Source organism: Streptomyces sp. NBC_01478 (assembly GCF_036227225.1).
GTDB lineage: Bacteria > Actinomycetota > Actinomycetes > Streptomycetales > Streptomycetaceae > Streptomyces.
On the sequence record NZ_CP109444.1, the window covers coordinates 4,090,689 to 4,116,603 of the forward strand.

The window sequence follows — 25,915 nt, forward strand, 5'->3', positions numbered from 1 at the left end:
CCAACGTTGCTTGATGCGGCACTAGTATGGGAAGTACTGCCTCGGTGTCACCCCGACCACCCGGTGGAACGCCGCCGTGAAGGAGCTCGCCGAGGCGTACCCCACGCGTCGCGCCACGGACTCCACCGGCAGCCCCTCGGCGAGGAACGGCAACGCGGCCTGCATCCGCAGCCGTTCCCGCCACTGGCCGAAGCCCAGACCCGTCTCCGCGACGAAGAGGCGGGCCAACGTCCGTGCACTGGCCCCGACTTGCCCGCCCCAGGCAGCCAACGGCCGTGCGTCGGAGGGGTGGTTCATCAGCCCTACGGCCACCGCCCGCGCCCGTGGATCACGCGGCTCGGGTACGGACACGCTCGTCACCGGCACCGGACGCAGCTCGTCGAGGAGCACCAGCTCGGCTCGCGCGCGGGCGTCCGGTGTCAGGTCCGTGCGGTCCAAGTGCTCGACGAGCGCCCGGAGAAGCGGGGTGACCGCGACGACCGTGGGGTCCCGCCAGTCGATGTGCGGGCAGCTCGCCGGGTCGACGAAGGCGCCTCGCATGACGGCGTCGCCCTCGGACCCGGTGGCGTGCGGGACGAGCGCGGGGACCCACAGGGCCAGCGACGGCGGCAGCAGCCAGGTCCCGTGCTCGCTGCGGATCCGCAGCAACCCCCGCTCGGAGCAGAGGAGTTGGTGGACGGGATGCCAGTGCGTGGCGAACGCCGTCCCACGCGGCATCGTGAAGTGGCCGACGAGGATGGCAGTGTCGGACCAACGACCCTTCCCTGTGTCGGACCAGCGCCCCCGCTCCTGTCCGTTCCGCGACATGACACGGCAGCCTAGCCCGTGGCGGACAGCAACCCGCCCCGCCTAGCGTCGACGTATGCCGATGAACCGAGCCCACCGCAAGCTGTGCAGCTCCGAGGGGTGGGCGCAGACGACGAAGGACCGCATCCTGCCCTGGGCCCTGGAACACGTGGAACTCGGCGCGGACGTACTGGAGATCGGCCCGGGCTACGGCGCCAATCTCCGCGTCCTCGTAGAGCGGGTCGACCACCTCACCGCCGCCGAGATCGACGCCGACACCGCACGCCTGTTGCGGTCCCAGTGGGGTGACCGGGCGGACGTCCTGCACGCGGACGGTGCCGAACTGCCGCTGCCCGACGGGGCCTTCGACTCCGTCGTCTGCTTCACGATGCTGCACCACGTGCCCACGGCCGACCACCAGGACCGCATCTTCGCCGAGGCGTTCCGCGTGCTGCGGCCCGGCGGGACGTTCGCGGGCAGTGACAGCCAACCCGGGTTCCGTTTCCGGGTGTTGCACTTCCGGGACACGATGAACACCCTCGATCCTGCGACGCTCCCGACCCGACTGGAGCGGGCCGGCTTCACGGACGTGGCGGTCGAGCTCAATCCGGAGCACAGCGGCCTACGCTTCCGGGCGCGACGCGTCTGACGGCGCCCCGAACCGTCGTACGTACCGCCGCTGCCACGGTGTCTCCACGGCGTGCCGGTCGTAGTGGGCGCGGACGTAGGAGACCGCCTCCCCGGGCGGTACCCCGTCGAGGACCGCGAGGCAGGCCAGGGCCGTGCCGGTGCGGCCACGGCCGCCGGCGCAGGCGAACTCGACGCGCTCGGTGGGCGAGCGGCGCCAGGCCTCGACGAGCACCGCGTGCGCCTCGGCGCGGTCGGCGGGCAGCCGGAAGTCCGGCCAGCGCAACCACCTTGCCTGCCAAGGGACTTGGGGCGGCGGCTTGCCGAGCAGATACACGCCGTACGTCGGGGCCGGGCTGTCGGCCGGGAGCGGGCGGCGCAGGCCGCGGCCCCGGACCAGGCGGCCGGAGGGCAGCCGTAGGACGCCCGTGTCCTGTTCGTCCCACGCCACTGTCATCCCACTCGTCCCCTCACGCGTCGGGTGCCTCGCGCACCGCCTTCTCCAGCAGGGCGCTCGCCGCCCATCGCATCACGTCCCGCGCCTCCTCGGGGTCGAGTCCGCAGGCATCGCGGGTCGCGATCAGCGCCTCCACGCCGTACGCGAGGGTGACGGCCATGGTCAGGCGGCGGTGGAGTTCGGGCGGGAGGGTGCCGGCGAGGGGTTCGAGTGCGGTGCGGGTGCAGCCGAGGCGGGTCTGGTCTCGGGTGGGGGTCTCCGCGCCGCCGTGCTCGTGCTGGGTGGATCAGGAGCTGTGTCTCCTGAAGCAGCTGCTGCGGGCTGGAGAAGTAGCGGTACGCGGTGGCCAGGGCCGCCTCAGCCGCCTCAGCCGCCTCAGCCGCCTCAGCCGCCTCAGCGATCGTGGCCCAACTCACCCCTCCCTGAGCACAGTTCAGGGTCCCGGCAGAAGGTTGGACAGCGTCCGACAGGAGGTCAGCCCACTCCCCGCGACTCCTGCGCCGCCCGCGCCTCGATCCCGCGGAAGTGGTCCGCCATCGCGCGCCGCGCGCCCTCGACCTCGCGGGCGCGCAGTGCGGTGACGATGTCGCGGTGGCGGCGGACGGTGAGTTCGGGGGCCGGGTCGTCTGTCCAGTTGCGGGCGCCGGCGACCCGGCGGAACACCGTCCAGAAGGCGCCGAGGAGTTGCGGGACGAGTTCGTTGCCCAGTGAGGCGTAGAGCAACTCGTGGAATTCGCGGTCGAGTTCGGGGAACGGGCGGCCGGCCCGGCCCGCTTCCTCCATCCGGTTCACCACCGCTTCCAGCCTGTCCAGTTCCGGTTCGGTGACGGTGGCGGCGACCCGATGAATCAGGCCCTCCTCCAACACCTCGCGCACCTGGAGGATCTCGGCCAGCGCGTCCGCATCGTCCTCGTGCCGGGTGAGCGTGCGGAAGGTGAGGCCGTCGACGAGCGGGGTCAGCGAGGCGCGGCCGACGTAGGTGCCGTAGCCGTGTCTGATCTCCACGATGTCGAGGGCCTGGAGTGCCTTGAGGGCTTCGCGGACGGAGTTTCTGCTGATGCCGAGGTCTTCCATCAGCTCGGCCTCGGTGGGCAGCGCCGCACCGGGCTGGAGCTTGCGGTCGAGGATCAGTTGCACGACCTCGCGCTGTATCCGACTGTTCCTTGGCTCCCCGGACATGCGCCGCATCGTACGCGCCCCAGAGGTCCCACGTCCCATGTCTGACCTCAGCCCAACCGGGGAGGGGGTCAATTTGCGCCAGTCATGCGCCTTTTCAAACTTCCATTGGTCCGACCTCTGACGGCTACGCCATTCGTGTGCGATGCCTTGACCGCCCCCACGGGCGCTCTTATGGTCGCGCTGACCGCAGGACGTAGGACGTCGTACCTCCTGGAGGAACCATGCGCGAAGACGTGACCCAGAACGTGCCCGCGCTGCACCGCCGGGCGTTCCTGAAGTACTCCGGCGCGCTGGGCGCGGCGGCCGCCATCTCCTCGTCCCTGACGGCCTGTTCGTCGGGGCCGCAGTCGACGAACGACACCGGCGGCGGGGGCACCGGCAAGAACCGGACGCTGACCGCGGTGATCGGCTACGGCAACGACGGCAGTTGGGACCCGACGCAGACCGCGTCCGCGTTCGCCATGGCCGGCAACAACCACATCTACGAGGGGCTGATCGACACCGATCCGATCACCCGCGCGCCCTACCCGGCGCTGGCGACGGCCGTGCCGAAGGACACGAGCGGCACCTCGTGGACGTTCACACTGCGGGCGGGCGCCACGTTCCACGACGGGCAGCCGGTCACCGCCGACGACGTCGTCTTCGTCTACGAACGCATCCTCGACCCGAAGACGACGACCCTCGCACAGGGATTCTTCGCGAGCTGGCTGAAGGAGGTCCGGAAGATCGACGCGCAGAACGTCGAGCTGGTCCTCAAGTTCCCTTTCCCGGAAGGGATTTCACGCCTCACCCTCGCGAAGATCATGCCGAGGCACATCTTCTCGAAGCCGGGTGCCTGGGACGACGCGATCAAGGGCAAGGCGGTCGGCTCGGGGCCGTACCGGCAGACCGCGCACCACCCGAAGTCCAACACCACCTTCGCCGCGTTCACCGGCTACAACGGCCCGCGCCCGCCCGCCTTCAAGACGATGAACTGGCTGACGATCGTCGACGCGGCGCCCCGCGTCGCCAAGATCTCCGGGTCGAGCGCGGGCGCGCAGATCGCCGACAACATCCCCTACGCCAACATCCAGCGGCTCCAGAGCGGCGGGATGACGGTCGCGGGCGGCGCCGGGATGAACAACCTGTTCCTGATGTTCAACACCCAGCACAAGCCCTTCGACGACGTACGGGTACGCCAGGCGCTCCACTACGCGATCGACACCGGCAAGATGGTCCAAGTCGCCCTGCGCGGGCACGGAAAGCCGTCCTCGTCCTTCCTCAACGAGGGCAACCCGGCCTACCGGCGCGCGAAGACGGTCTACGACTACGACCCCGCCAAGGCGAAGGCTCTGCTGAAGGCGGCCGGAGTCAGCGGGCTGAAGGTCGACATCATCTCGGTGAACGTGAGTTGGATCGTCGACTGCCTGCCGACCATCAAGGCGTCCTGGGACGCGATCGGCGTGCAGACGACCCTCTCCCCGCAGGAGACCACCGCCGTCTTCACCAAGATGGACCAGAAGCAGGACTACCAGGTCGTCGCCGCCGCCTCGAACCCCAACCAGTTCGGCCTCGACGCCGACCTGATCATGCACTACAACTACGGCCCGCAGAACCTCTGGATGGGCTACGCCCGTTGGGCCGGCAACTCCGTCGCCAAACAGCTCTTCAAGGACATGGACCGGGCCACCCAGGAACCGGACGCGGCGAAGAAGAAGACGATGATCCAGGACTACATCGACACCGTCGCCGAACAGGCCGTGCTCTACCCGGTCGTCCACAACGAGCTGATGACCGCCTGGGACCCCAAGAAGCTGACCGGGATAAGGCCGCAGCCCTACCCCGGCATAAACGTCCTCCAGGCCAAGTGGGTCTAGCCGTACAGGAGTTGGCCCATGGTCACCGTCGTCAGGATTCTGGCCCGCCGCATCGTCCTGCTCGTGCCGCTGATGCTCGGCATCGTGCTGTTCGTGTTCGTGGTGATGCGCTTCTCGGACGTCGACCCGGCGTCCGCGTTCTTCCAGGGCGCCAACCCGACCCCGCAGCAACTGCACGACTTCCGCGAACGCAACGGCCTGCTGGATCCCCTCCCCCTGCGCTACGTCCATTTCGTGGGCGCACTCCTCCACGGTGACCTGGGCACCAGCGCGCTGACCCGGGCACCGGTCCTCCAGCAGGTCACCACCGCGCTGCCGCTCACCCTCCAACTCACCTTCCTGGGGCTGGGGATCGCGGTGGTGCTGGCGCTGCTCGGCGGGGTGACGGCGGCGATCTACCGGGACCGGCTGCCCGACCAGATCATCCGGGTCGTGTCGCTCACCGGCGTCGCCGCGCCCGGCTTCTGGCTGGCGCTGCTGATGATCCAGTACCTGGCCGTCGACCGGGGCTGGTTCCCGACCGGCGGCTACATCAACCCGGCGGACTCCCTCACCGGCTGGCTCAAGACGATGGCCCTGCCGGCCCTCGCCCTCTCCCTGCCGGTCGCGGCCCAACTCACGCGCATCGTACGGACGTCGGTGGTCGAGGAGCTGGACAAGGACTACGTCCGGACGGCGATCGGCAGCGGTCTGCCGCCCAGGGTGGTGGTCGGCCGGAACGTGCTCCGCAACGCGCTGATGAACCCGCTCACCGTGCTGGGCCTGCGCGTCGGATACCTGCTCGGCGGTGCGGTCGTCATCGAGACCATCTTCTCCCTCCCCGGGATGGGCAAGTTGATGATCGACGCCGTGCAGAACGGCGACCCGGCCGTCGTCCAGGGCGTGGTGCTCACGACGGCGACCGGGTTCGTCGTGGTGAACCTCGTCATCGACATCCTCTATCTGCTGGTCAACCCCCGCCTGAGGGATGCCTCCTGATGCCCACTCAGTTCCCCCGGCTCTCCCGCAAGGGCCTCGCCGAGACCCTGTCCCGGCCCGGCATCCGGCTGCGCGGCCGGCGCAAGCTGCCGCTGCCGTCGAAGGTCGCGGTGTGCTTCCTGGCGGTCGTCGTCCTCGTCGCGCTGTTCGCCCCGCTCCTCGCCCCGCACGACCCGCTCGACCAGCAACTGCCCGTCGACGGCACCGGGCACCCCTCGGCCGGCCACTGGATGGGCCAGGACAGCCTGGGCCGGGACATCCTCAGCAGGCTGATGTACGGCGCCCGTTGGTCCCTCGCGATCGGGCTCGGGGCGACCGCGCTGGCGCTCGTGGTCGGCGCCCTGCTCGGGGCCGTCGCCGCGACCTCGCGCAAGGGCGTCGACGAGACGCTGATGCGCTGTCTGGACGTGGTGATGGCGTTCCCCGGCATCGCGCTCGCGGCCGTCCTGGTCGCCGTGTTCGGCGGCGGGATCACCGTGCTGATCTGCGCGATCGCGTTCCTGTTCACCCCGCCGGTGGCAAGGGTCGTACGGGCCAACGTACTTGACCAGTACGGCGAGGACTACGTGACCGCGGAGCGGGTGATCGGCGCCCGCACCCCGCACATCGTGATCCGGCACGTGGCCGTCAACTGCGCCGCTCCGATCCTGGTGTTCTGCACCGTGCAGGTCGCCGAGGCGATCGTCTTCGAGGCGTCGCTGTCCTTCATCGGCGCGGGCGTACGGCCCCCGGACCCTTCGTGGGGCAGTGTCATCGCGGACGGCAAGAACATGGTGCTGACCGGGGGTTGGTGGGCGACGGTCTTCCCCGGCCTGCTGATGCTGGTCACGGTCCTCTCGCTGAACATACTGTCCGAGGGCGTCTCGGACGCGTGGGCGGCCCCGGCCGCGCGCGAGGTGGACGTACGGCACGAAAACGACGACGACCCGCTCGACGCCCCGCGGCCGGGCAGCGGCGAGGTGCTCCGGCTCCCCGGCCTGACGGAGGCGGCGCTCCGACTCCGGTCCCGCGCACGGCCGTTGCCCGATCCCGACGGGCTACCGGTGCTGGCGGTGGAGAACCTGGCCATCGGCTTCGAGGGCCGGCACCACGGCGTGGACATCGTGGACGGCATCAGCTTCGAGGTGCGGCCGGGTGAAGTCCTGGGTCTGGTGGGCGAGTCGGGCTGCGGCAAGTCGTTGACGGCGCTCGCGGTGATGGGCCTGGAACCGAAGGGTGCGCGGGTGCGCGGCCATGTCCGGTTCAACCAGCGGCAGTTGGTGGGCGAGCCGATGCGGGTGCGGCGCAAACTGCTGGGCCACGAGATGGCCATGGTCTACCAGGACGCCCTGTCGTCCCTGAACCCGGCGATGACGATCCGCGCACAGCTCAAGCAGGTGATACGGCGCGGAGGGCACCGCGGCGCGGGCGAGTTGCTGACGATGGTCGGCCTCGACCCGGAGCGCACCCTGCGCAGCTACCCGCACGAACTCTCCGGCGGCCAGCGCCAACGCGTCCTGATCGCCATGGCGTTGTCCCGCGACCCCAAGCTGATCGTCGCCGACGAGCCGACCACCGCCCTCGACGTCACCGTGCAGGCGCAGGTCATAGAGCTACTGCTGCGGCTGCGCGAGGAGTTGGGCTTCGCACTCGTCCTCGTCTCGCACGACCTGGCGCTCATCGCCGACGTCACCGACCGGGTGGTGGTGATGTACGGCGGCCAGATCGTGGAGACGGGCGTGACCGCCGACCTGGTGGAGTCGCCGGCCCACCACTACACGCGCGGACTGCTCGGCAGCGTGCTGTCGCTGGAGTCGGCGGCCGAGCGGATGACCCAGATCAAGGGGGTCGTCCCCTCCCCCGCCGACTTCCCGGCCGGCTGCCGCTTCGCCGACCGCTGCCCGCTGGCGAGCGACCTCTGCCGTACGACGGCACCCGACCTGGTCGGACCGCGCACGCACACGGTGGCCTGCCACCATCCGGCGATCGACCTGGTGACGACGGAGAGCGAGACGGTCTCATGAGTGCCGTGAGCCCGCTGGTCGAACTGTCCGACGCGCATGTCGTCCACAAGGCGCGCAGCGGCGGTCTGTTCAGCCGCGATCGGGTCTACGCCCTGACCGGCGCCGATCTCACCATCGCGGCCGGCGAGACGGTCGGCGTGGTCGGCGAGTCCGGCTGCGGCAAGTCGACGCTGGCGAAGGTGCTGGTGGGCGTACAGCGGCCGACGTCCGGCACGGTGTCCTTCCGGGGCCGTGACCTGTGGTCGATGCCGGACGGGGAACGCCGGGCCGCGGTGGGCACCGGCATCGGCATGATCTTCCAGGACCCGTCGACCGCGCTGAACCGTCGTCTGACGATCCGGCAGATACTGCGTGACCCGCTGGACGTGCACGGCCGCGGGACGAAGGCCGAACGGGAGGACCGGGTAAGGGAGTTGATGTCACTCGTCGGCCTCCCGCGCGCGCTCGCCGACGGCCTCCCGGGACAGCTCTCGGGCGGCCAGCGCCAACGCGTCGCGATCGCGCGGGCGTTGGCGCTGGACCCCGACCTCGTCGTGGCCGACGAACCGACCAGCGCACTGGACGTCTCGGTCCGCGCCCAGATCCTCAACCTGCTCCTCGACCTGAAGGAACGGCTGGGCCTGTCCCTGGTGTTCGTGTCCCACGACATCCAGACGGTACGGCGGATGAGCGACCGTGTGATCACCATGTACCTGGGCCGGATCGTCGAGGAGACCCCGGCCGACCAGGTCACCGACCGGGCGCGGCACCCGTACACCCGGGCGTTGTTCTCGGCGACGCCGGGCCTTCTCCACCCCATCGATCCGATCCCGCTGATCGGACCGGTGCCGTCGGCGACCCGTCCGCCGAGCGGGTGTCCGTTCCGTACGCGCTGCTGGAAGTCCGACGACGTGTGCGCGTCCGTCATGCCGGACTTTTCACCCGCGTCGACGCCGGGACATCTCTACCGCTGCCACCATCCTGTGGAGGAGGACCTGTCGACCAGCGATCTCGTTCGCCAAAGCCGCCCCATGGAGCCTTCATGACCTTCCCCGCCCCGCTCACCGGTGTCGTACCGCCCGTCTGCACGCCCCTGACACCGGACCGCGAGGTGGACGTCCGTTCACTGCTCAGGCTCGTCGACCATCTGGTCGAGGCCGGGGTGCACGGGCTGTTCCTGCTCGGCTCGACCTCCGAGGCGGCGTATCTGACGGACCGGCAGCGCAGGTACGTCGTCGAGGCGGTGGTGGCTCATGTGGGCGGTCAACTCCCGGTGCTGGCAGGGGCGATCGACATGACGACGCCGCGGGTCCTGGACCATGTGACCGCGGTGACGGACGCGGGCGCGGACGCGGTGGTGGTGACCGCGCCGTTCTACACGCGCACCCATCCCGCCGAGATCGCCCGCCACTACCGCCTGATCGCCGCCGCGTCGCCGGTCCCCGTGGTGGCCTACGACCTCCCGGCCTCCGTCCACACCAAGCTGCCCTCCGACCTCGTCCTCGAACTCGCAGCGGACGGTGTGCTGGCCGGGCTGAAGGACTCCAGCGGGGATCTCGGCGGATTCCGTACGGTCGTGACCGGAGCGCGGGTCCATCCGGACATCACCGGGTTCAGCGTGCTGACCGGGTCCGAGCTGTTCGTCGACTCGGCGCTGGCGTTGGGGGCGGACGGGGCGGTGCCGGGGCTCGCCAACGTCGATCCGCACGGGTATGTCCGGCTGGACGCGCTGTCCCGGGCCGGGGACTGGGCGCGGGCGCGGGCCGAACAGGAGCGGCTGTGTGTGCTGTTCGGACTGGTGGGCGTGGGTGACCCGGCGCGGATGGGGGGTAGCTCGTCGGCGCTGGGGGCGTTCAAGGCGGCGCTGCAACTGCGGGGGGTGATCTCGTGCGCGGCGACTGCGGAGCCTCAGGTGGCGTTGTCGGCGGACGAGGTGGGACGGGTGGGGAAGTTCCTGGCGGCGGCGGGGTTGCTGTAACCACAGTCCCCACCCACCCGACTCGGGTGTTTGGTGGTTCACCTTTTGAGAGGCCGTAAACGGGTGGGCCATCAGCGACACGGTCCGAGCACGCTCCACAACTGGGTCACCGCCACGCCGACAGCGGAAGGCTGACCATGGGCACGTACACCGACCCTCGCCACGTCATCGCCTACTCGGACGGTGAGGTGCGCAGGCAGTTCAACGTCTGCTTCACCGCCCGCACGGTCGGCGGGCGGCTCGCGATCTCGGACGAGTCCACGGAGCTGCGGTTCGTTCGGCCGGAAGAGATCGGTCAACTGCCGATGCATCACACGCAGCGGCTTCGGCTCCGGCATTTCCTGGAGCACCGTGAGCGGCCCTGTCTCGGCTGACCGAGTCGGGTGGGTGGGTAGGTGGGTGGGACATGGGGGCCTCAGGTTCCGATCGGTACCCGTCTGAACTCGATCGAGTCGTACGCGCTCACCGCCCCCGTCTCGTACAGCACCCCCACCGTCTCCGCCCCCACCCGCACCAGATCCGAGTACCCGGCCCACTCCCGGGACAGCGTGACCGCCTTGACGAAGCTCGCCCCGCCGTCTCCGCTCCGCCAAATCGCCATGCTCTGACGGACGTTGGGCACGGAAGGTGCCGAGAACAGCAACGCTCCGCCGGTGCCGGGGAGTTGAAGCACGCTGCCCTCCACCACCGGTACGTCGTCCAGCGTGTGCTGTACCGCGTAGGGCCGGTCGAGGCTCGTACCCCCGTCGCTGGAGTACGTGTCGAGCCGATTCCCCGTGCTCGTGCCCAACTGGTCCCGGGAGCTGAAGTACAGCCTGCCGTCGGGGAGTTCGGCCGCCGTGGACTCGTTCGCGTTGTCGACGCCGTTGTACGTGGCGTCCACGAACCCCAGCCGCCACGTCTCACCCCCGTCGTCGCTGTACAGGGCGTGGCCGCCGTAGTACTTCGCCTCCTGACCGGTGTCGGTGGACCCGGCGGCCGGCGCGGCGGAGTGGTTGGCCGGGATCACCAGCCGTCCCGCGTACGGCCCGCGTGTCAGCGCGATCGCGTGCCCGGGACCGGTCGCGTACCAGCGCCAACTCGGCAGCTTCACCTCCCCCGTGATGTCCCGGGGCGCGGTGAAGGTACGTCCGTCGTCCCAGCTCCGCTGCACGAACACCCGGCGGCTCTGTTCCGGTGTGACCTCGCCCCGCATGATCTGGCCCTCTGTGACGCCCCCGCTGTTGTAGGAGGTGACGAGCACGATCGCGCCGGTGCGGGGGTCGACGACGGGAGCCGGGTTGCCCCGGGTGTCCCCGTCCCCGGCGGCCACCACGGACAGCGGGCCCCAGGTGCAGCCGCCGTCGGTGGAGCGCCGTAGGACGACGTCGATGTTGCCGGTGTCGCCCGCGTCGTTGTGGCGTCCCTCGGCGAAGGCCAGGACGGTACCGAGGTCGGTGACGACGGTCGCCGGGATGCGGTAGGTGTCGTAGCCGCCGTCTCCGGAGACGTACGGCACGGAGGACGCGCAGCCGGAGCGGGCGGAGGCGTGCCCGGCGACGGTGAACGGGGCGATCAGTACGGCGGTGACGAGAAGCGTGCGGCTCAGGATGGTCATCGCTCTCCCTCACGGAGGTCGCCCCTCACGGGACGACGCTGACCTGTCTGTCCGTCACAGCCTCCCCGGTGTCACCGTCCCCGACCCGTACGCGACGATCACCGGCGGGGTCCGCGCCCGTACCACCGGCGTGCCCGTGCGGCGTGCGGGCGCACGTCAACACCTCAACCACTTCAGGGATGTTGAGGCGATGGACCGTCGGCCCCGGCGGCAGGCGCGCCTCTCCGGCCGCCACCGCGCGGAACGCGTCGAGGAGTTCGGCCGGACGGGTGTCCTGGACCGGGATTCCGGTCCACGACGGTCTACGACGGCGTCCGCGCCGCCGCCAGCAGCCGGGTCACGTCGTCCGAGCAGATCGTGAGGGCCGCGCCCACCGTCGCGAGGGCGTCGCGTTCGGCCGGTGTGTAGGGGCCGTCGGCCAGCGCGATGCGGGCGCCCTGGAGCAGGATCGATTCGCGGCCCGCGGGGGCGAGGTGGGGGGCGAGCGGGTCGAGGGCCTCGTGGAGTTCTATGGCGAGGCCGGCGCCGCTGGGTTCGCCGAAGACGCGGCCGGTGTCGGCGGCCAGGGCCTCGACGAGCGCGCCGAGCTGGTCCTCGGTGCAGTCCTGGAAGCCGGCGGCGCGGACGGTGCCCGCGGCGGCCTCCAGGGACGTACGGGCGCAGGTGCCGCCGGCCGCGAGGACCGCGAGGGCGACCGTGTGCACGGCGTCGCGGAGCATCGCGGAGAAGCGGCTCGTGGTGGGGTGGTCGAGGACGTCGGTGCCGTAGTGGCCCTGGCAGGCGGCGCACTCGACGACCGGCCCGGTGTCACCGCGCGGCAGCACCGGCATGCCGAGCAGGGTGAAGCGGCGGCGCCCGGTGAGCCGCTGGTAGTTGCGGTCGCCCCCGCATCCGGGGCAGAAGAACTCGCCGTCCCCGACGCTGGTCCACGCGGTACGGATGCCCAGCACGCGCGCCGCCCGGCCCTCATGGACAGCCCGGCCGTCTCGTCCCCGTTCAGGCAGCACGTCGCACCTCCGTAACGCCGCGGCAACATCGCCGCGCTGGCGTGATGTTAGCCACATTGTCGAGCCGGAGTCAGTACCCCGGACGAGACCTCTCCGTGACCTGCACACGGAATGGCCGGGAAACGACGGGGCCCCGGCCGCCGGAGACCGGCGTACGGGGCCCTTCGACGGCAGGTAAACCGCCGGTCAGGATGGTTCAGCGGGTGGCGCGGTTGACGGCCGAGACGACCGCCTTCAGGGACGCACGTGTCGTATTCGCGTCAATGCCGATTCCCCACAGGATCTTGTCGTCGATCGCGCATTCGATGTACGAGGCGGCCTGCGCGGAGGCACCCTCGCTCATCGTGTGCTCCTGGTAGTCCAGGAGCCGTACGTCGATGCCGACGGAGCCCAGGGCGTCGAAGAACGCGGAGATCGGACCGTTGCCGGAGCCGGTCAGGACGGTGTCGACGCCGTCGACGGTGGCCTCCACCTTGAGCGTGTCCACGCCGTCGGTGTCGGTGGTCGACTGGCCGGTCTTGACCTGGATACGGCCCCAGGGGTTGTCCGGGTTCGGCAGGTACTCGTCCTCGAAGGTCGCCCAGATCTCCTTCGGGGTGACCTCGCCGCCCTCGGCGTCCGTCTTGGCCTGAATGAGCTTCGAGAACTCGATCTGCATCCGGCGCGGCAGGTCCAGCTTGTGGTCGTTCTTCAGGACGTACGCGATTCCGCCCTTGCCCGACTGCGAGTTGACCCGGATGACGGCCTCGTAGGAGCGGCCGACGTCCTTCGGGTCGATCGGCAGGTACGGGACCGCCCACTCGATGTCGTCGACCGTGACGCCCTTGGCGGCGGCGTCGGCCTCCATCGCGTCGAAGCCCTTCTTGATGGCGTCCTGGTGGGAGCCGGAGAAGGACGTGTAGACCAGGTCGCCCACGTACGGGTGGCGCGGGTGGACCTCCATCTGGTTGCAGTACTCCCACGTACGACGGATCTCGTCGATGTCGGAGAAGTCGATCTGCGGGTCGACGCCCTGCGAGAACAGGTTCATGCCCAGGGTGACCAGGTCGACGTTGCCGGTGCGCTCGCCCTGGCCGAACAGGCAGCCCTCGACGCGGTCGGCGCCGGCCATCAGCGCCAGCTCGGCGGCGGCGACGGCCGTACCGCGGTCGTTGTGCGGATGGATCGACAGCACCACGTGCTCGCGGCGGGACAGGTGGCGGCCCATCCACTCGAAGCGGTCCGCGTGCGTGGAGGGGGTCGAACGCTCAACGGTGGCAGGCAGGTTGAGGATGATCTCGCGGCCCGGGCCGGGCTGCCAGACGTCCATGACCGCCTCGCAGACCTCCAGCGCGAAGTCCAGCTCGGTGTCCGTGAAGATCTCCGGCGAGTACTGGTACCCGAACTCGGTCTCGGGGCCCAGCAGCTTCTCGGCGTACTCCATGACCAGGCGCGTGCCGTCGACGGCGATCTGCTTGATGTCGTCCTTGGAGCCGCGGAAGACCACACGGCGGAAGACGGGCGCGGTCGCGTTGTAGAGGTGCAGGGTGGCGCGCTTGGCGCCCTTCAGGGACTCCACGGTCCGCTCGATCAGGTCCTCTCGGGCCTGTGTCAGCACGGAGATCGTGACGTCGTCCGGGATCGCGCCCTCTTCCTCGACGATCGAGCGCACGAAGTCGAAGTCGGTCTGGCCGGAGGCCGGGAAGCCGACCTCGATCTCCTTGTAGCCCATCTTGACCAGCAGGTCGAACATCGCGCGCTTGCGCGCCGGCGACATGGGGTCGATCAGGGCCTGGTTGCCGTCGCGCAGGTCCGTGGAGAGCCAGCGGGGGGCTACGGTGATCCGCTGCGAAGGCCAGGTGCGGTCGGGGATGTCGACCTGCTCGTACTGGCCGTACTTGTGGATCGGCATGGAACTGGGCTGCTGGCGATTGACGCGGCTGCTTGCCATGATGCGGGGGCTCCTCGTGGTGTCCTGAAGGACGGCCGACGGCGCAACGCCAGACTCCGCGGGGAGGGGGTCGGCCTACGACTACAGGCCCTCGCCGCGGCAGCTAAGGAGAAGCAGCCCGATACGCATGATGCTCAGCAGAGTAGCCGAGACGTGCGCCGTGCGGGGGGCCGTATCACTATGCGGGATATTCGCCGTCGTATACCACTCTCCGCTACGAGACTGTGATGAATGTCCGCGTTTTCCACCAATCATGGTTGCCGGTAGTGACATCTGCGTCACTCGGTGCCAGGGTGCCGGGCATGACGACTCACGGGGGCTTCGAGCCCGTCTTCTGCACCATCGTTCCACCGCATGTCCTCGACAAGCTCGCCCAGCACGAGGACCCCGCGCTCGCCGGTCCCGCCCGCGAGACCCTCCAGCGCGACGCCTACGAGCGCACCCACCGCCGGCTGACCACCGTCATCGGCGCACCGACCCTCGCCGCGCCCACCGCGACCGACCAGCCGCGGCGCACGATCTACGACGCCAAGCACAAGCAGGACCTGCCCGGGAAGAAGGTCCGCGCCGAGGGCTCCGAGCCCGGCAGGGACGCGACCGTCAACCGTGCCTACGCCGGCCTCGGCGCCACCTTCGAGCTCTACCTCAACGCCTTCAACCGGCACTCCATCGACGGCGAGGGCCTGCCGCTCAACGCGTCCGTCCACTACGACGTGAAGTACGACAACGCGTTCTGGAACGGCGAGCAGATGGTGTTCGGCGACGGCGACGGGGAGCTGTTCCTCGACTTCACCATCCCGGTCGACGTCATCGGCCACGAACTCACCCACGGCGTCACGCAGTACACCGCGAACCTGACCTACTTCGGCCAGTCCGGCGCCCTGAACGAGTCGGTCTCAGACGTCTTCGGCTCGCTCATCAAGCAGTACACGCTCGGCCAGACCGCCGCCGAGGCCGACTGGCTGATCGGCGCGGGCCTGCTCGCCCCGCGCGTCTCCGGCGTCGCCCTGCGCTCCATGAAGGCCCCGGGCACGGCCTACGACGACGACGCGCTCGGCAAGGACCCGCAGCCCGCGACGATGGACGACTTCGTCGACACCGGCAGCGACAACGGCGGCGTGCACATCAACTCCGGCATCCCCAACCACGCCTTCTACCTGGTCGCCGACGCCCTCGGCGGACACGCCTGGGAGAAGGCGGGACAGATCTGGTACGACGTCCTGACCGGCGGCGTGCTCAAGAAGGACGCCCTGTTCACCGACTTCGCCACCCTCACCGTGGCCGCCGCGAAGACCCGGTTCGGGGACGGCGGGGAGGAGTTGCAGGCCGTGCAGAAGGCGTGGGAACAGGTCGGGGTGCCGACGTCGTAGTCGCGGCGGTCGCGCCGGTTTCGTATTCGTACTAGACAGGGCCCATGCGTATTCAGGTACGGCGCACGGGCGGTTTCGGCGGTATCCAGCGCCGCGGCGAGGTCGACACCTCGACGCGGCCCGACGCGCACGAGTGGCATGCCCTGGCCCGGCAGGCGGTCGCGGCCGGGCAGGGCACGCCGCCGGCGGGCGTCCCGGACGGCTTCCACTACGAGATCACGGTGGACGGGAAGTCGGTGTACGCGGCCGACCCCCGGCTCACGGACGAGCAACGGGAGCTGATCTCAAGGGTGTTGAAGGAAGGTGCCTGAGCGGGTGTCGACGGCTGGCGTAACTGCTTGTTCACGCCCGCCCGTTGACACCCGTTACCGCCGGTACCCATGATCCGGCGCATGGCGAATGATGCAGGCAACCCGATACCTCGGTTCCCGGCCGATTTCCTCTGGGGCGTCTCCACCTCGGCCCATCAGATCGAGGGCGCGGCGGACCTCCGCGAGCCCTCCGTCTGGGACGTGTTCGAGGCCGAGCCGGGCCGGATCAAGGACGGCTCGACGGCGGCGGTGGCCTGCGACCACTTCCACCGCCACCGCGAGGACGTGGCCCTCCTGGCCGACCTGGGCGTGGACGCGTACCGCTTCTCGATCTCCTGGCCGCGGGTGAACTCCCCCGGCGGCCTCGACTTCTACGACCGTCTCGTCGACGACCTGTGCGCGGCGGGCGTACGGCCGGTCCCGACCCTGTTCCACTGGGATCTCCCGGTCACGCGGGACTGGTTGGACCGGGACACGGCCTCGCACTTCGCCGAGTACGTGTCGGTGGTGGCGGAGCGGCTGGGCGACCGGGTGAAGAAGTGGATCACCCTCAACGAGCCTGCGGAACATACGCTGTTGGGGCATGCGCTGGGTGCCCACGCCCCCGGCAAGACCCTGCTCTTCGACGCACTCCCGATCGCCCACCACCAACTCCTGGCCCACGGCCTGGCGGTACGGGCGCTGCGCGCGGCCGGTGCCACCGACATCGGGATCGCCAACTCCCACGGCCCCACTTGGCCGGCGTCGCAGGAACCGGAGGACATCGAGGCGGCCAACTTCTACGACCTGCTCCTGAACCGCCTGTTCGCAGACCCCCTGCTGCTCGGCGAATACCCGTCCGGTCTGGGCGAGTTGATGCCGGGCGACGTCGAGTCCGACCTGAAGGTGATCGCCGAGCCGATCGACTGGTACGGGATCAACTACTACGCGCCGAGCCGGGTCGGGGCACCCCAGGGCGCCGAGATCGAGTTCGGCGGACTCACCCTCCCCGCCGAACTCCCCTTCTCCGTGCGGGAGATCGAGGGCGTCCCGGTCACGGACTTCGGCTGGCCGGTGGTCCCCGAGGGCCTGACGGAACTCCTCACCACCTTCCGCGACCGCTACGGCGACCGCCTCCCGCCCGTCGTCATCACCGAGAACGGCTGCTCGTACGAGGGCGTCGACGACCAGGACCGGATCACCTTCCTGGACGGCCATGTGCGGGCGCTGCACGGGGCGTTGGAGGCGGGCGTGGACGTCCGCGGCTACTTCGTGTGGTCGCTGCTGGACAACTTCGAGTGGGCGGAGGGCTACGAGCGCCGCTTCGGTCTCGTACACGTGGACTACGAGACACAGGCGCGCACTCCGAAGGCGTCGTACGGCTGGTTCCAGGGCATGCTGCGGGCGCAGAGATGACGACGACGGGGAGTTCAGTGGACGACGGCAACCCGGCTCCCGCCACGGCCACTTCGGCGCTCGCCCTGGCCGAACCCGTCGAGCGTGTGGGCCGGGGCTGGACGTCCGCGCTCTCGCTCGCCAACGGGGCGATCTGGGTGGGCTGGTACGGCCCGCTGCAGATCCTGCTGGCCTCGCAGGCCAAGGACTTCGCGCCCGGCACCGGCATGTCCAAGGAGACGATGCTGGCGTGGGTGACGGGCGCGGGCGCGCTGGTGTCGCTGGTCGCCAATCCGCTCTTCGGCGCGCTGTCCGACCGTACGACCGCGCGGTGGGGCCGCCGTACGCCGTGGATCGTGGGCGGGGCGGCGGGCGGGGCGCTGTCGTTGCTGCTGCTCGCGGGCGCGGGCGGGGTGTGGACGATGGCGGCCGGCTGGTGCCTGGTCCAACTGACCCTCAACGCGGCCTTCGCGGCGGTCACCGCGGCCGTGCCTGACCGGGTGCCGCGGCTCCAACGGGGTTCTGTGGGCGGCTGGTTGGGCGCCGCGCAGATCCTGGGCGTGGTCGGCGGGACGGGCCTGGCGACGGCGGCCGGGGGCATCGGGGCGGGCTATGTGGCGTGCGCGGTGTTCACGGCGGTGGGCGTGCTGCCGTACGTGCTGCGCTACAAGGACCTCCGACTCCCGCCGGAGACCCGCCCGCCGTGGTCCTGGCAGGGTTTCCTGCGAGGCTTCTGGCTGAGCCCGCGCCGCTACCCCGACCTGGGCTGGGCGTGGCTGACCCGCTTCCTGATCAACCTGAGCAACGCGCTGGTGCTGCTGTACCTCCTCTACTACCTGCGCGACCGCCTGCATTACCACGACCCGGACCAGGGGGTCCTGATCCTGACGGCGGTGAACGGCCTCACGCTCCTGGCCACGGTGGTGGTCGGCGGGGTGTGGTCCGACCGGGTCGGCCGCCGCAAGCCGTTCGTGATCTGGTCCGGCGTCCTGATGGCGGTGGCGACGGCGGTCCTCGCGGGCTGGCAGACCTGGCCGGGCGCGATCGCCGCGGCGGCACTCCTGGGCATCGGCTTCGGCGTCTTCACCTCGGTCGACTTCGCCCTGATGACGGACGTCCTGCCCAAGGCCGTGGACCGCGGCAAGGACCTGGGCGTGATCAACGTGGCGAACGCGCTTCCCCAGGTCGCGGCCCCCGTCCTCGCCGCGCCGATCGTGACGTATCTGGGCGGGTACCGGGTGCTGTATCTGGTGTCCGCGGTGATCGGGATGGCGGGGGCGTTGCTGGTGCGGCGGATCCGCGGGGTGGACTGAGACGGGTCAGAGAACGCCCGCGTCCCGTGCCGACCACGCCGTCGGGAACAGCGGGCGGTAGCCCAGCTCCCTGCGGATGCGTTCCGTGGACATGATGCCCAACCACGGGTCGGGGTCGGTGCGTTCGTGGAGTTCGGCGGGGATCTCGACGCCGTTGAGCAGATGGAGTTCGACCGCGGTGACCGGGGCGTCGTCGGCGATGTTGTAGATCCGGCCGGCGATTCCCGGGGCGTGCAGGATGCGGAGGAGGCCCTGGGCGACGTCCGCGTGGTGGCCCATGTGCAGGCGTTGGTTCGAGGCCCAATGTGCCGCCCATTGGAGGGAGTTGGCGAGGTGGGGGTCGCCTTCGCCGTAGACGAAGGGGAGCCGGGCGACGCGGACGTCCATGCCGTCCAGGGCGAGCAACTCCCGTTCCGCCGTCGCCTTCGCGTCGGGGTAGGCGCCCCACATATGGCCGCCGGGGCGGCTCTCGTCCTCCTCGGTCATGGGGCGGCCCCGCCCGGTGCCGTACACGAGCCCCGTGCTGACCTGCACGAAGCGCCGTACGCCGGAGGCCAGCGCCGCCTGTCCCAGGGCGACCGCCGCCGCGTGGTTGACGGCCCAGGCCTCCTCGTCCGGTACGCCGCGGAAGGACGCGGCGACGTTCACGACCGCGTCGACGCCGGAGACCGCCTTGCCGAGGGCGTCCTCGTCCCGCAGATCGCCGACGACGACCTCCGCGCCCAGTTCCGCGAAGCGTTCCGCGCGTGCCGCGTCCCGTACCAGTACGCGTACCTGCTCCCCCGCCCTCGCCTGCGCCAGCAGCCTCGGTACGAAGCGCCGTCCGACCTGTCCCGTCGAGCCCGTCACCAGTGTCAGCATCATGTGTTCCTCTCGTCCCGACCAGCCTTGGGCAGCGGGACCGGTACCGGGAGAGACCTGTCGATCGGGGGATCGGCAGACCCTGGATAAGCCGGGCGGGCTGCCGCACCCTGGAAGCGTGAACCGAGCCGAACTCGCCGACTTCCTGCGCCGCGGCCGGGCCCGCCTGGACCCCTCCGACGTGGGCCTCACGGCCGGCGCCCGGCGTCGTACGCCCGGGCTGCGCCGCGAGGAGGTGGCCCAGTTGGCCGGCATGTCCGTGGACTACTACACGCGCCTGGAGCAGGCCCGGGGCCCGCGCCCGTCCCGCCAGATGCTCACGGCGCTGGCCCGCGCGCTACGGCTCACGGACGACGAACGCGACCATCTCTTCCATCTGACGGGCGAGGAACCGCCGCGCCGGGGCGCCCCGTCCACGCATCTGCGGCCGGGCCTCCTCCTGGTGCTGGACCGGCTGCACGACACCCCGGCGCACGTGTCGAGCGACTGCGGCGAGATGATCGCCCAGAACGCGATGTCACGGGCGCTGACGGGCGACGCGCTCGCCCGCCCGCCCCGGGACCGCAATCTGCTCCGCCGTTTCTTCCTGGACCCCGGGGCACGGGAGATGTTCCCCCCGGAGGACGTGGCGGAGCACGCGCGCTCCCACGTCGCGAACCTGCGCGCGGTGGCCGCGGCCCGCCCCGACGACCCCGAGCCGGCCGCGCTGGTGGCCGAACTGCGGTCGTCCAGCGAAGAGTTCGCGCGGCTGTGGGAGGAACACGAGGTGGCGGTACGCCGCCGGTCCACGAAGCGCTTCCTTCACCCGCTGGTCGGGCTCCTGGAGCTGGACTGCGAGATCCTCCTGAACCAGGACGCCCACCACCTGCTGATCATCCACACGGCGCGCCCGGGCTCGGAGTCGTACGAACGGCTCCAACTGCTGCGGGTGGTGGGGTTGCAGGACATGTCTCCCGCCCGCCTGGGGGCTGCGCCCCCAGACCCCCAACGGGCTGAGTGATGGGGCCCTGCACTTGAAAGTCCCGGCCGGCGACAATTCAGCCCCTCCGGCGTTTGAGGAGCGGGGCCTGGGGCGGAGCCCCAGAAGGATGGGACGGGTAGGGGCGGCGGGGGCGAAAAAAGCCCCCGAGAACCCCAACTCCCCCTCTAGAACCCCAGCTTCCGCAACTGCCGAGGATCCCGCTGCCAGTCCTTCGCCACCTTCACATGCAGGTCGAGAAACACCGGTGTCCCCAGCAACGCCTCGATCTGCTTGCGGGACTTGATGCCGACCTGCTTCAGGCGCGCGCCCTTCGGGCCGATGATGATGCCCTTCTGGCTCGGCCGCTCGATGTAGACGAAGGCGTGGATGTCGAGGAGGGGCTTGTCGGCGGGGCGGTCCTCGCGGGGGAGCATCTCCTCGACGACGACGGCGATGGAGTGGGGCAGCTCGTCCCGAACACCCTCCAGCGCGGCCTCGCGGATCAGCTCCGCGATCATGACCTGCTCGGGCTCGTCGGTGAGGTCGCCCTCGGGGTAGAGCGCCGGGCCCTCCGGGAGGAGAGGGATGAGGAGGTCGGCGAGCAGGTCGACCTGCTGGTCCGCGACCGCGGAGACCGGCACGATCTCGGCCCACTCGAAGCCCAGCTCCTTGCCGAGCTGGTCGACGGCGATGAGCTGCTCGGCGAGGGTCTTGGAGTCGACCAGGTCGGTCTTCGTGATGATCGCGATCTTCGGCGTCTTCTTGATCGACGCCAGTTCCTTCGCGATGAAACGGTCGCCCGGGCCCAGCTTCTCGTTCGCCGGCAGACAGAAGCCGATGATGTCGACCTCGGCCCATGTCGTACGGACGATGTCGTTGAGCCGCTGGCCGAGCAGCGTGCGCGGCTTGTGCAGGCCAGGCGTGTCGACCAGGATCAACTGGGCGTCCGGCCGGTGGACGATGCCGCGGACCGTGTGCCGCGTGGTCTGCGGCTGGTTGGCGGTGATCGCCACCTTCTGGCCGACCAGAGCATTCGTAAGGGTGGACTTGCCCGCGTTGGGGCGGCCCACGAAGCAGGCGAAGCCGGCGCGGTGGGGAGCCTCCGACGGCACAGGCGGCTTGGATGACGGGGTACGAACGCTCATGGCGCCCATTGTCCCTGATCCACAGGCCCGCGCCGCACAACAGTCCACCGGAGCCTCACACGGTGAGCTTTCGGTAACCCCACCGCAATGAAACGTCACGGAAACACCCCCGTGCACAACCGGAAACCCACGCCGGTGACCCTCTGACGAGCCCCCACACCGTTGGAGACGACCGTGATGACCGTGACGACCGCGCCGACCATGACCTCTGCCGCCGCCCTCGCCGCCGGGCGCATCGACACCGGCGACACCGCCTGGCTGCTCGCCGCCACCGCCCTGGTCCTGCTGATGACCCCGGGCCTGGCCCTCTTCTACGGCGGCATGGTCCGCGCGAAGAGCGTCCTCAACATGCTGATGATGAGCTTCGTGTCGATCGCCCTGGTCACGGTGGTGTGGCTGGCGGCCGGCTACTCGCTCGCCTTCGGTGACGACATCGGCGGCGGGCTGCTCGGCGGGCTGAAGCACGCCGGCATGTCGGGCCTCGGCCCGGACAGCGTGCACGGCACCGTCCCCACCCTCCTCTTCGCCACCTTCCAGCTCACCTTCGCGATCATCACGGCCGCGCTGATCAGCGGGGCGGTGGCCGACCGGGTGCGGTTCGGGGCATGGCTGGTCTTCGTGCCCGTCTGGGCGCTGCTCGTATACGTTCCCGTCGCGCACTGGGTGTGGGGCCCGGGCGGCTGGATCGCGGCGCACCTCGGTGCCCTGGACTTCGCGGGCGGCCTCGCGGTCGAGATCACCTCGGGCGCCTCGGGCCTGGCCCTGTGTCTGGTGGTCGGCCCCCGCCTCGGCTTCAAGAAAGACGCCATGCGGCCGCACAACCTCCCCATGGTCATGCTGGGCGCGGGCCTGCTCTGGTTCGGCTGGTTCGGCTTCAACGCGGGCTCCGCGCTCGGCGCCAACGGCCTGGCCGCCGCGGCCTTCCTCAACACCCTCGCCGCCGGCTGCACCGGCCTGCTCGGCTGGCTCTTCGTCGAGCAGAGGCGCGACGGCCACCCCACCACCCTGGGCGCGGCCTCGGGCGCGGTGGCCGGCCTGGTCGCGATCACCCCGTCCTGCGGCTCGGTCTCGCTCCTCGGCGCGCTGGTCGTCGGCCTCGCCGCCGGCGCCGTCTGCTCGTACGCGGTCGCCTGGAAGTTCAAGTTCGACTACGACGACTCGCTCGACGTCGTCGGCGTCCACCTGGTCGGCGGCGTCATCGGCACCCTCCTGATCGGCGTCTTCGCGATCACCTCGATGACCGGCGGCCCCGAAGGCCTCCTCTACGGCGGCGGGCTCGCCCAGCTCGGCAAGCAGCTCGTGGCCGTGCTCGCCGTAGGGGCGTACGCGTTCCTCGTGACGTACGGCATCGGGAAACTGCTCGACCGTGTGATGGGGCTGCGGGCCGGCGAGGAGGAGGAGCGGACGGGTCTTGACCTTACGGTGCACGCCGAGACCGCATACGATCACGGCGTCCTGGGGCACGGAGCCCCGGTCGGTCCGTCCGTCCCCTCCCTCCAGAAGGTCAAGTCCCAGGCATGAAGCTCATCACCGCGATCGTCAAGCCGTACCGCCTCGACGAGGTCAAGACGGCGCTCCAGGAGCTCGGCGTGCACGGCCTGACCGTCACCGAGGCCAGCGGCTACGGCCGGCAGCGCGGCCACACCGAGGTGTACCGGGGCGCCGAGTACCGCGTCGACCTCGTGCCGAAGGTGCGGATCGAGGTCGTCGTCGACGACGCGGACTCGGACGCCGTGATCGACGCGATCGTCAAGGCCGCACAGACGGGGAAGATCGGGGACGGGAAGGTGTGGTCGATTCCGGTGGAGACGGTCGTACGGGTACGGACGGGTGAACGCGGCCCCGACGCGCTCTGACCGCCAGCACTCCCCCGACGAACCCGACGGCGAGGAGCAGCGCCGCCGCGAGCCAGGGCAGCGCGAAGAACGACGCGCTCGCCGACTGCTTGGTGCCGGTCGCGCTCGCGGTCAACGTGACGTCGCCCCAGTCGAGTTGGGGCGCGTCCGTCCACTGCTCGGTGAGTTTCACGCGCTGTCCGGGCAGCAACTCGGCCGGGATCCGGGTCAGTCCGCGCGAGAGCAGCGTCCGGCCGAACAGCCCCTGCGCCTTCAGCGTCACCTTCGGATCGAGGGTGACGTTGCCGGTGTTGTGCAGCGTGTAGGAGATCGTCGCGTCGCTGTCCCCCAACCCCGGTACCAGCGGCTGGTGATGGGACACGTGGACGTGCTCGACGGCGAGCGCGGGGAGCGTCGGACCGCTGACCCGGAGATAGACACGGGCGCCCACGGCCCGCTGCACACCGAGCGCGAGGGAGCCGTCGCCCTTGTCGACGCGTTCGTCCAGGGCGACCAACGCGCCCGGGTGGTCGCCCGGTTCGGCACCCTCGGGCACATGCAGCGTGAACGGCACGGTAACTGTCTTGTGGGCGGGCACAGTTACCCGGGACTTCGCGGGCTTCGCCCACGCGCCGACGCCCCGCATCACCTCTTTCACCGTCCGCACGGCGAACCCGCCGTCACGCGCGGTGTTGTAGGCGTCGGCCGCGTACAGCCGGAAGGTGAGCGGCTTCGCCGTCTTGTTGGCGACGACCACCTTGTCCTGGATGGTCTGGCCGGGATCGGCGGAGAGATAGAAGTACGGCCGCGCGGCGAGTTGCGAGGCGGCCGGGTACACGGACCAACTGCCGTTGTCCGCCGCGTAGGTGGAGGGCGCGGAGAGCACGCCGAGGCAGAGGCTCAGGAGGAGGACGTACAGCTTGCGCATGGGTGCGGACCCCCACGGACGTGGTGTGCGGCGGTCGGGCGGGTGCGGGCGCCCGGCCACCGGAGGTGAGTTCGGACGGTCAGGTGAGCGTGAGCGTCAGAACGCCGGAGTACGAGCCCGGAGGCGTGAACGCCGGTACGTTCAGGGAGAGTCCGGCGTCGACGGTGAACTCGCCGCCGGTGGCCGTACCGTCGGGCGTGGACGCGAGCGTCGCTCCCGAACCGCCCACCGTGCCCGCCGAACCGGCGACACACGTGCTCGGGCTGCCCGCCTTGGTGGCACAGGCGGGTGTCCAGCTCAGCGCCCCGGCATCGATCTTGGCGCCGGGACCGGTGAAGTCGGTGACCTTGCCGGTCAGGGACCAGCCCGCGGGTCCGCCGCGGAAGTCCTGGACCGTCACCGTGTTCAGGGCGCCCGTGGAGGCACCGCCCTTGCCGAAGTCGACGGCGGAGAGGCCTACGGCGTCCCCGGCCTGTGCCATCGACAGCGTGCCCGCCTTGACGGTCGTCGTCAGCTTCTGACTCCCGGGCGGAACGGGCGTGGTGTCGTTGACGACATAGGCGGCCGGCCCGGCACCCAGGTCGTCGGTCCACGCACTGCCCTCGTAGGCCACGATCCCGGTGGTCGTCTTGTCGTTGACGACGAGCGAGCCGCTGACGGTGCCGGCGCTGGTGGCCGTGACGGTCGCCGTGTCCGCGGTCTGCGCGGTGCCGGACCGTCCGGCCAGGGTCACGGTGGCACCCGGGGTGAAGTTGCTGCCGGTCACGGTGACGCTGTCACCGGCGTTGCCGGAGGCCGAACCCAGGCTGATGGCACGGGTGTTGACAGGAACGGTGGCGGTCGCGGTGACGGTCTCGGAGACCGGCGCCGGCGGGTTCGTCACCGTGCAGGGGGTGTCCAGCTCCAGGATGTAGCTGGTGTGGATGTTGTAGTCGCCGGGCGAGAGCGTGATCGCGCCCGGGGTGGTGACCGTGAAGGTGCCGGTCATGGAGAACGACGGGAAGGCGCCGTTGCCGGGCACCGGGTCGTTCTTCTTGGGCCCGGCGACCGTGAAGCTGCCGGACTGGGCACCGCCGAGGGTGACCTTCCCGGTGGGCGTCATGATGTCGGCCGGCAGGGCGATCGCGGTCGGGTTGCTGGCGGCCGGCTTGACCACCGTGTAGGTCACGGTGACGGTGTCGCCGACCTTCGGCGCGGTGTTGTCCACCGTGATCGCGGCGGTCGTGGTGCCGTCGATCGGCGGGATGCCCGCGATCGCCGGCGGGATGCAGTGCGTTGCGAAGTCCACGTTCGTGGACGCGCCGGCCGGACAGGCCAGCGCACCGCCCGTGGCGACCGCGAGCGCGGTCACCCCGAGCAAGGACGCCCAACGGCGTCTTCGGGATGTCGTAGCCATGGCTGTGCCCCCTCCTGAGGACGGTGGTCGCGGCGGCTCGTCCG

24 protein-coding genes and 1 pseudogene are annotated in these 25,915 nt (G+C 70.4%); 14 read left to right on the forward strand and 11 right to left on the reverse strand.

The window, feature by feature from the left end; translation table 11 throughout:
* Positions 1-21 precede the first annotated feature (21 nt).
* Positions 22-807, reverse strand: a complete 786-nt coding sequence (locus OG223_RS18340; RefSeq protein ID WP_329249474.1) for an AraC family transcriptional regulator — start codon at positions 805-807, stop codon at positions 22-24.
* 55 nt (positions 808-862) lie between these two features.
* On the opposite strand from OG223_RS18340, the gene OG223_RS18345 reads away from it, so the two are divergent.
* On the forward strand, positions 863-1,435 hold the full coding sequence (locus OG223_RS18345) for a class I SAM-dependent methyltransferase (RefSeq protein WP_329249477.1): 573 nt from the start codon (positions 863-865) through the stop codon (positions 1,433-1,435).
* On the opposite strand, the gene OG223_RS18350 is transcribed toward OG223_RS18345, so the two are convergent.
* The 3 genes from OG223_RS18350 to OG223_RS18360 all read right to left on the reverse strand — a co-directional run bounded on the left by OG223_RS18350 (position 1,409) and on the right by OG223_RS18360 (position 3,058).
* Positions 1,409-1,870: a protein-tyrosine phosphatase family protein gene (locus OG223_RS18350; RefSeq protein WP_329249480.1), complete on the reverse strand. Its 462-nt coding sequence runs from the start codon at positions 1,868-1,870 to the stop codon at positions 1,409-1,411. The genes OG223_RS18345 and OG223_RS18350 overlap by 27 nt on opposite strands.
* Before the next feature lie 13 nt (positions 1,871-1,883).
* Complete coding sequence (locus OG223_RS18355; protein WP_329249483.1) at positions 1,884-2,030, reverse strand: hypothetical protein; 147 nt, start codon at positions 2,028-2,030, stop codon at positions 1,884-1,886.
* 314 nt (positions 2,031-2,344) lie between these two features.
* On the reverse strand, positions 2,345-3,058 hold the full coding sequence (locus OG223_RS18360; RefSeq protein ID WP_329249485.1) for a FadR/GntR family transcriptional regulator: 714 nt from the start codon (positions 3,056-3,058) through the stop codon (positions 2,345-2,347).
* Between the two features lie 212 nt (positions 3,059-3,270).
* On the opposite strand from OG223_RS18360, the gene OG223_RS18365 reads away from it, so the two are divergent.
* The 6 genes and pseudogenes from OG223_RS18365 to OG223_RS18390 form a co-directional block, all read left to right on the forward strand.
* Positions 3,271-4,905, forward strand: a complete 1,635-nt coding sequence (locus tag OG223_RS18365; protein WP_329249488.1) for an ABC transporter substrate-binding protein — start codon at positions 3,271-3,273, stop codon at positions 4,903-4,905.
* 18 nt (positions 4,906-4,923) lie between these two features.
* Complete coding sequence (locus OG223_RS18370; protein ID WP_329249491.1) at positions 4,924-5,883, forward strand: ABC transporter permease; 960 nt, start codon at positions 4,924-4,926, stop codon at positions 5,881-5,883.
* Entirely contained in the window at positions 5,883-7,886 is a 2,004-nt protein-coding gene (locus OG223_RS18375) for a dipeptide/oligopeptide/nickel ABC transporter permease/ATP-binding protein (RefSeq protein ID WP_329249494.1), read from the forward strand. Before OG223_RS18370 ends, OG223_RS18375 begins: the two co-directional genes overlap by 1 nt.
* A complete protein-coding gene (locus OG223_RS18380; RefSeq protein ID WP_329249497.1) occupies positions 7,883-8,911 on the forward strand; it encodes an ABC transporter ATP-binding protein in 1,029 nt (342 codons plus the stop codon). Before OG223_RS18375 ends, OG223_RS18380 begins: the two co-directional genes overlap by 4 nt.
* Entirely contained in the window at positions 8,908-9,843 is a 936-nt protein-coding gene (locus OG223_RS18385; protein ID WP_329249499.1) for a dihydrodipicolinate synthase family protein, read from the forward strand. Before OG223_RS18380 ends, OG223_RS18385 begins: the two co-directional genes overlap by 4 nt.
* Positions 9,844-9,980: 137 nt before the next feature.
* Positions 9,981-10,217 (forward strand): annotated as a pseudogene (locus OG223_RS18390) (DNA mismatch repair protein MutT); the annotation flags it as partial.
* A 41-nt stretch (positions 10,218-10,258) separates the two neighbouring features.
* On the opposite strand, the gene OG223_RS18395 reads toward OG223_RS18390, so the two are convergent.
* From OG223_RS18395 to leuA, 3 genes are all read right to left on the reverse strand, one after another.
* A complete protein-coding gene (locus OG223_RS18395) occupies positions 10,259-11,440 on the reverse strand; it encodes a sialidase family protein (RefSeq protein WP_329249502.1) in 1,182 nt (393 codons plus the stop codon).
* A gap of 302 nt (positions 11,441-11,742) precedes the next feature.
* Positions 11,743-12,447, reverse strand: a complete 705-nt coding sequence (locus OG223_RS18405) for a TerB family tellurite resistance protein (protein WP_329249504.1) — start codon at positions 12,445-12,447, stop codon at positions 11,743-11,745.
* A 196-nt stretch (positions 12,448-12,643) separates the two neighbouring features.
* A complete protein-coding gene (gene leuA, locus OG223_RS18410; RefSeq protein ID WP_329249506.1) occupies positions 12,644-14,377 on the reverse strand; it encodes a 2-isopropylmalate synthase in 1,734 nt (577 codons plus the stop codon).
* Positions 14,378-14,679: 302 nt separating this feature from the next.
* On the opposite strand from leuA, the gene OG223_RS18415 reads away from it, so the two are divergent.
* From OG223_RS18415 to OG223_RS18430, 4 genes are all read left to right on the forward strand, one after another.
* Positions 14,680-15,747, forward strand: coding sequence for a M4 family metallopeptidase (locus OG223_RS18415; protein ID WP_329249508.1), 1,068 nt, complete (start codon positions 14,680-14,682; stop codon positions 15,745-15,747).
* Between the two features lie 44 nt (positions 15,748-15,791).
* A complete protein-coding gene (locus OG223_RS18420) occupies positions 15,792-16,058 on the forward strand; it encodes a protealysin inhibitor emfourin (protein WP_329249511.1) in 267 nt (88 codons plus the stop codon).
* A 69-nt stretch (positions 16,059-16,127) separates the two neighbouring features.
* Positions 16,128-17,453 (forward strand): GH1 family beta-glucosidase, encoded by a 1,326-nt coding sequence (locus tag OG223_RS18425; RefSeq protein WP_329249513.1) that lies wholly within the window; start codon positions 16,128-16,130, stop codon positions 17,451-17,453.
* Complete coding sequence (locus OG223_RS18430) at positions 17,450-18,745, forward strand: MFS transporter (protein ID WP_329249517.1); 1,296 nt, start codon at positions 17,450-17,452, stop codon at positions 18,743-18,745. Before OG223_RS18425 ends, OG223_RS18430 begins: the two co-directional genes overlap by 4 nt.
* A gap of 6 nt (positions 18,746-18,751) precedes the next feature.
* Here the strand turns inward: OG223_RS18430 and OG223_RS18435 are convergent, their stop codons facing one another.
* Positions 18,752-19,606, reverse strand: coding sequence for an NAD-dependent epimerase/dehydratase family protein (locus OG223_RS18435; RefSeq protein WP_329265345.1), 855 nt, complete (start codon positions 19,604-19,606; stop codon positions 18,752-18,754).
* A gap of 118 nt (positions 19,607-19,724) precedes the next feature.
* Between OG223_RS18435 and OG223_RS18440 the strand changes: the two genes are divergently transcribed.
* Complete coding sequence (locus OG223_RS18440; protein WP_329249520.1) at positions 19,725-20,606, forward strand: helix-turn-helix transcriptional regulator; 882 nt, start codon at positions 19,725-19,727, stop codon at positions 20,604-20,606.
* A gap of 146 nt (positions 20,607-20,752) precedes the next feature.
* Here OG223_RS18440 and era read toward each other — a convergent pair whose 3' ends face one another.
* Entirely contained in the window at positions 20,753-21,712 is a 960-nt protein-coding gene (gene era, locus OG223_RS18445) for a GTPase Era (protein ID WP_329249523.1), read from the reverse strand.
* A gap of 177 nt (positions 21,713-21,889) precedes the next feature.
* On the opposite strand from era, the gene OG223_RS18450 reads away from it, so the two are divergent.
* Positions 21,890-23,233, forward strand: coding sequence for an ammonium transporter (locus OG223_RS18450; protein ID WP_329249526.1), 1,344 nt, complete (start codon positions 21,890-21,892; stop codon positions 23,231-23,233).
* Positions 23,230-23,568 (forward strand): P-II family nitrogen regulator, encoded by a 339-nt coding sequence (locus OG223_RS18455; RefSeq protein ID WP_200682139.1) that lies wholly within the window; start codon positions 23,230-23,232, stop codon positions 23,566-23,568. Before OG223_RS18450 ends, OG223_RS18455 begins: the two co-directional genes overlap by 4 nt.
* Here OG223_RS18455 and OG223_RS18460 read toward each other — a convergent pair.
* Both OG223_RS18460 and OG223_RS18465 read right to left on the reverse strand, forming a co-directional pair.
* Positions 23,462-24,475, reverse strand: a complete 1,014-nt coding sequence (locus tag OG223_RS18460; protein ID WP_329249531.1) for a WxL protein peptidoglycan domain-containing protein — start codon at positions 24,473-24,475, stop codon at positions 23,462-23,464. The genes OG223_RS18455 and OG223_RS18460 overlap by 107 nt on opposite strands.
* 79 nt (positions 24,476-24,554) lie before the next feature.
* Complete coding sequence (locus OG223_RS18465; protein ID WP_329249533.1) at positions 24,555-25,871, reverse strand: beta-xylosidase; 1,317 nt, start codon at positions 25,869-25,871, stop codon at positions 24,555-24,557.
* Between the last annotated feature and the right edge of the window lie 44 nt (positions 25,872-25,915).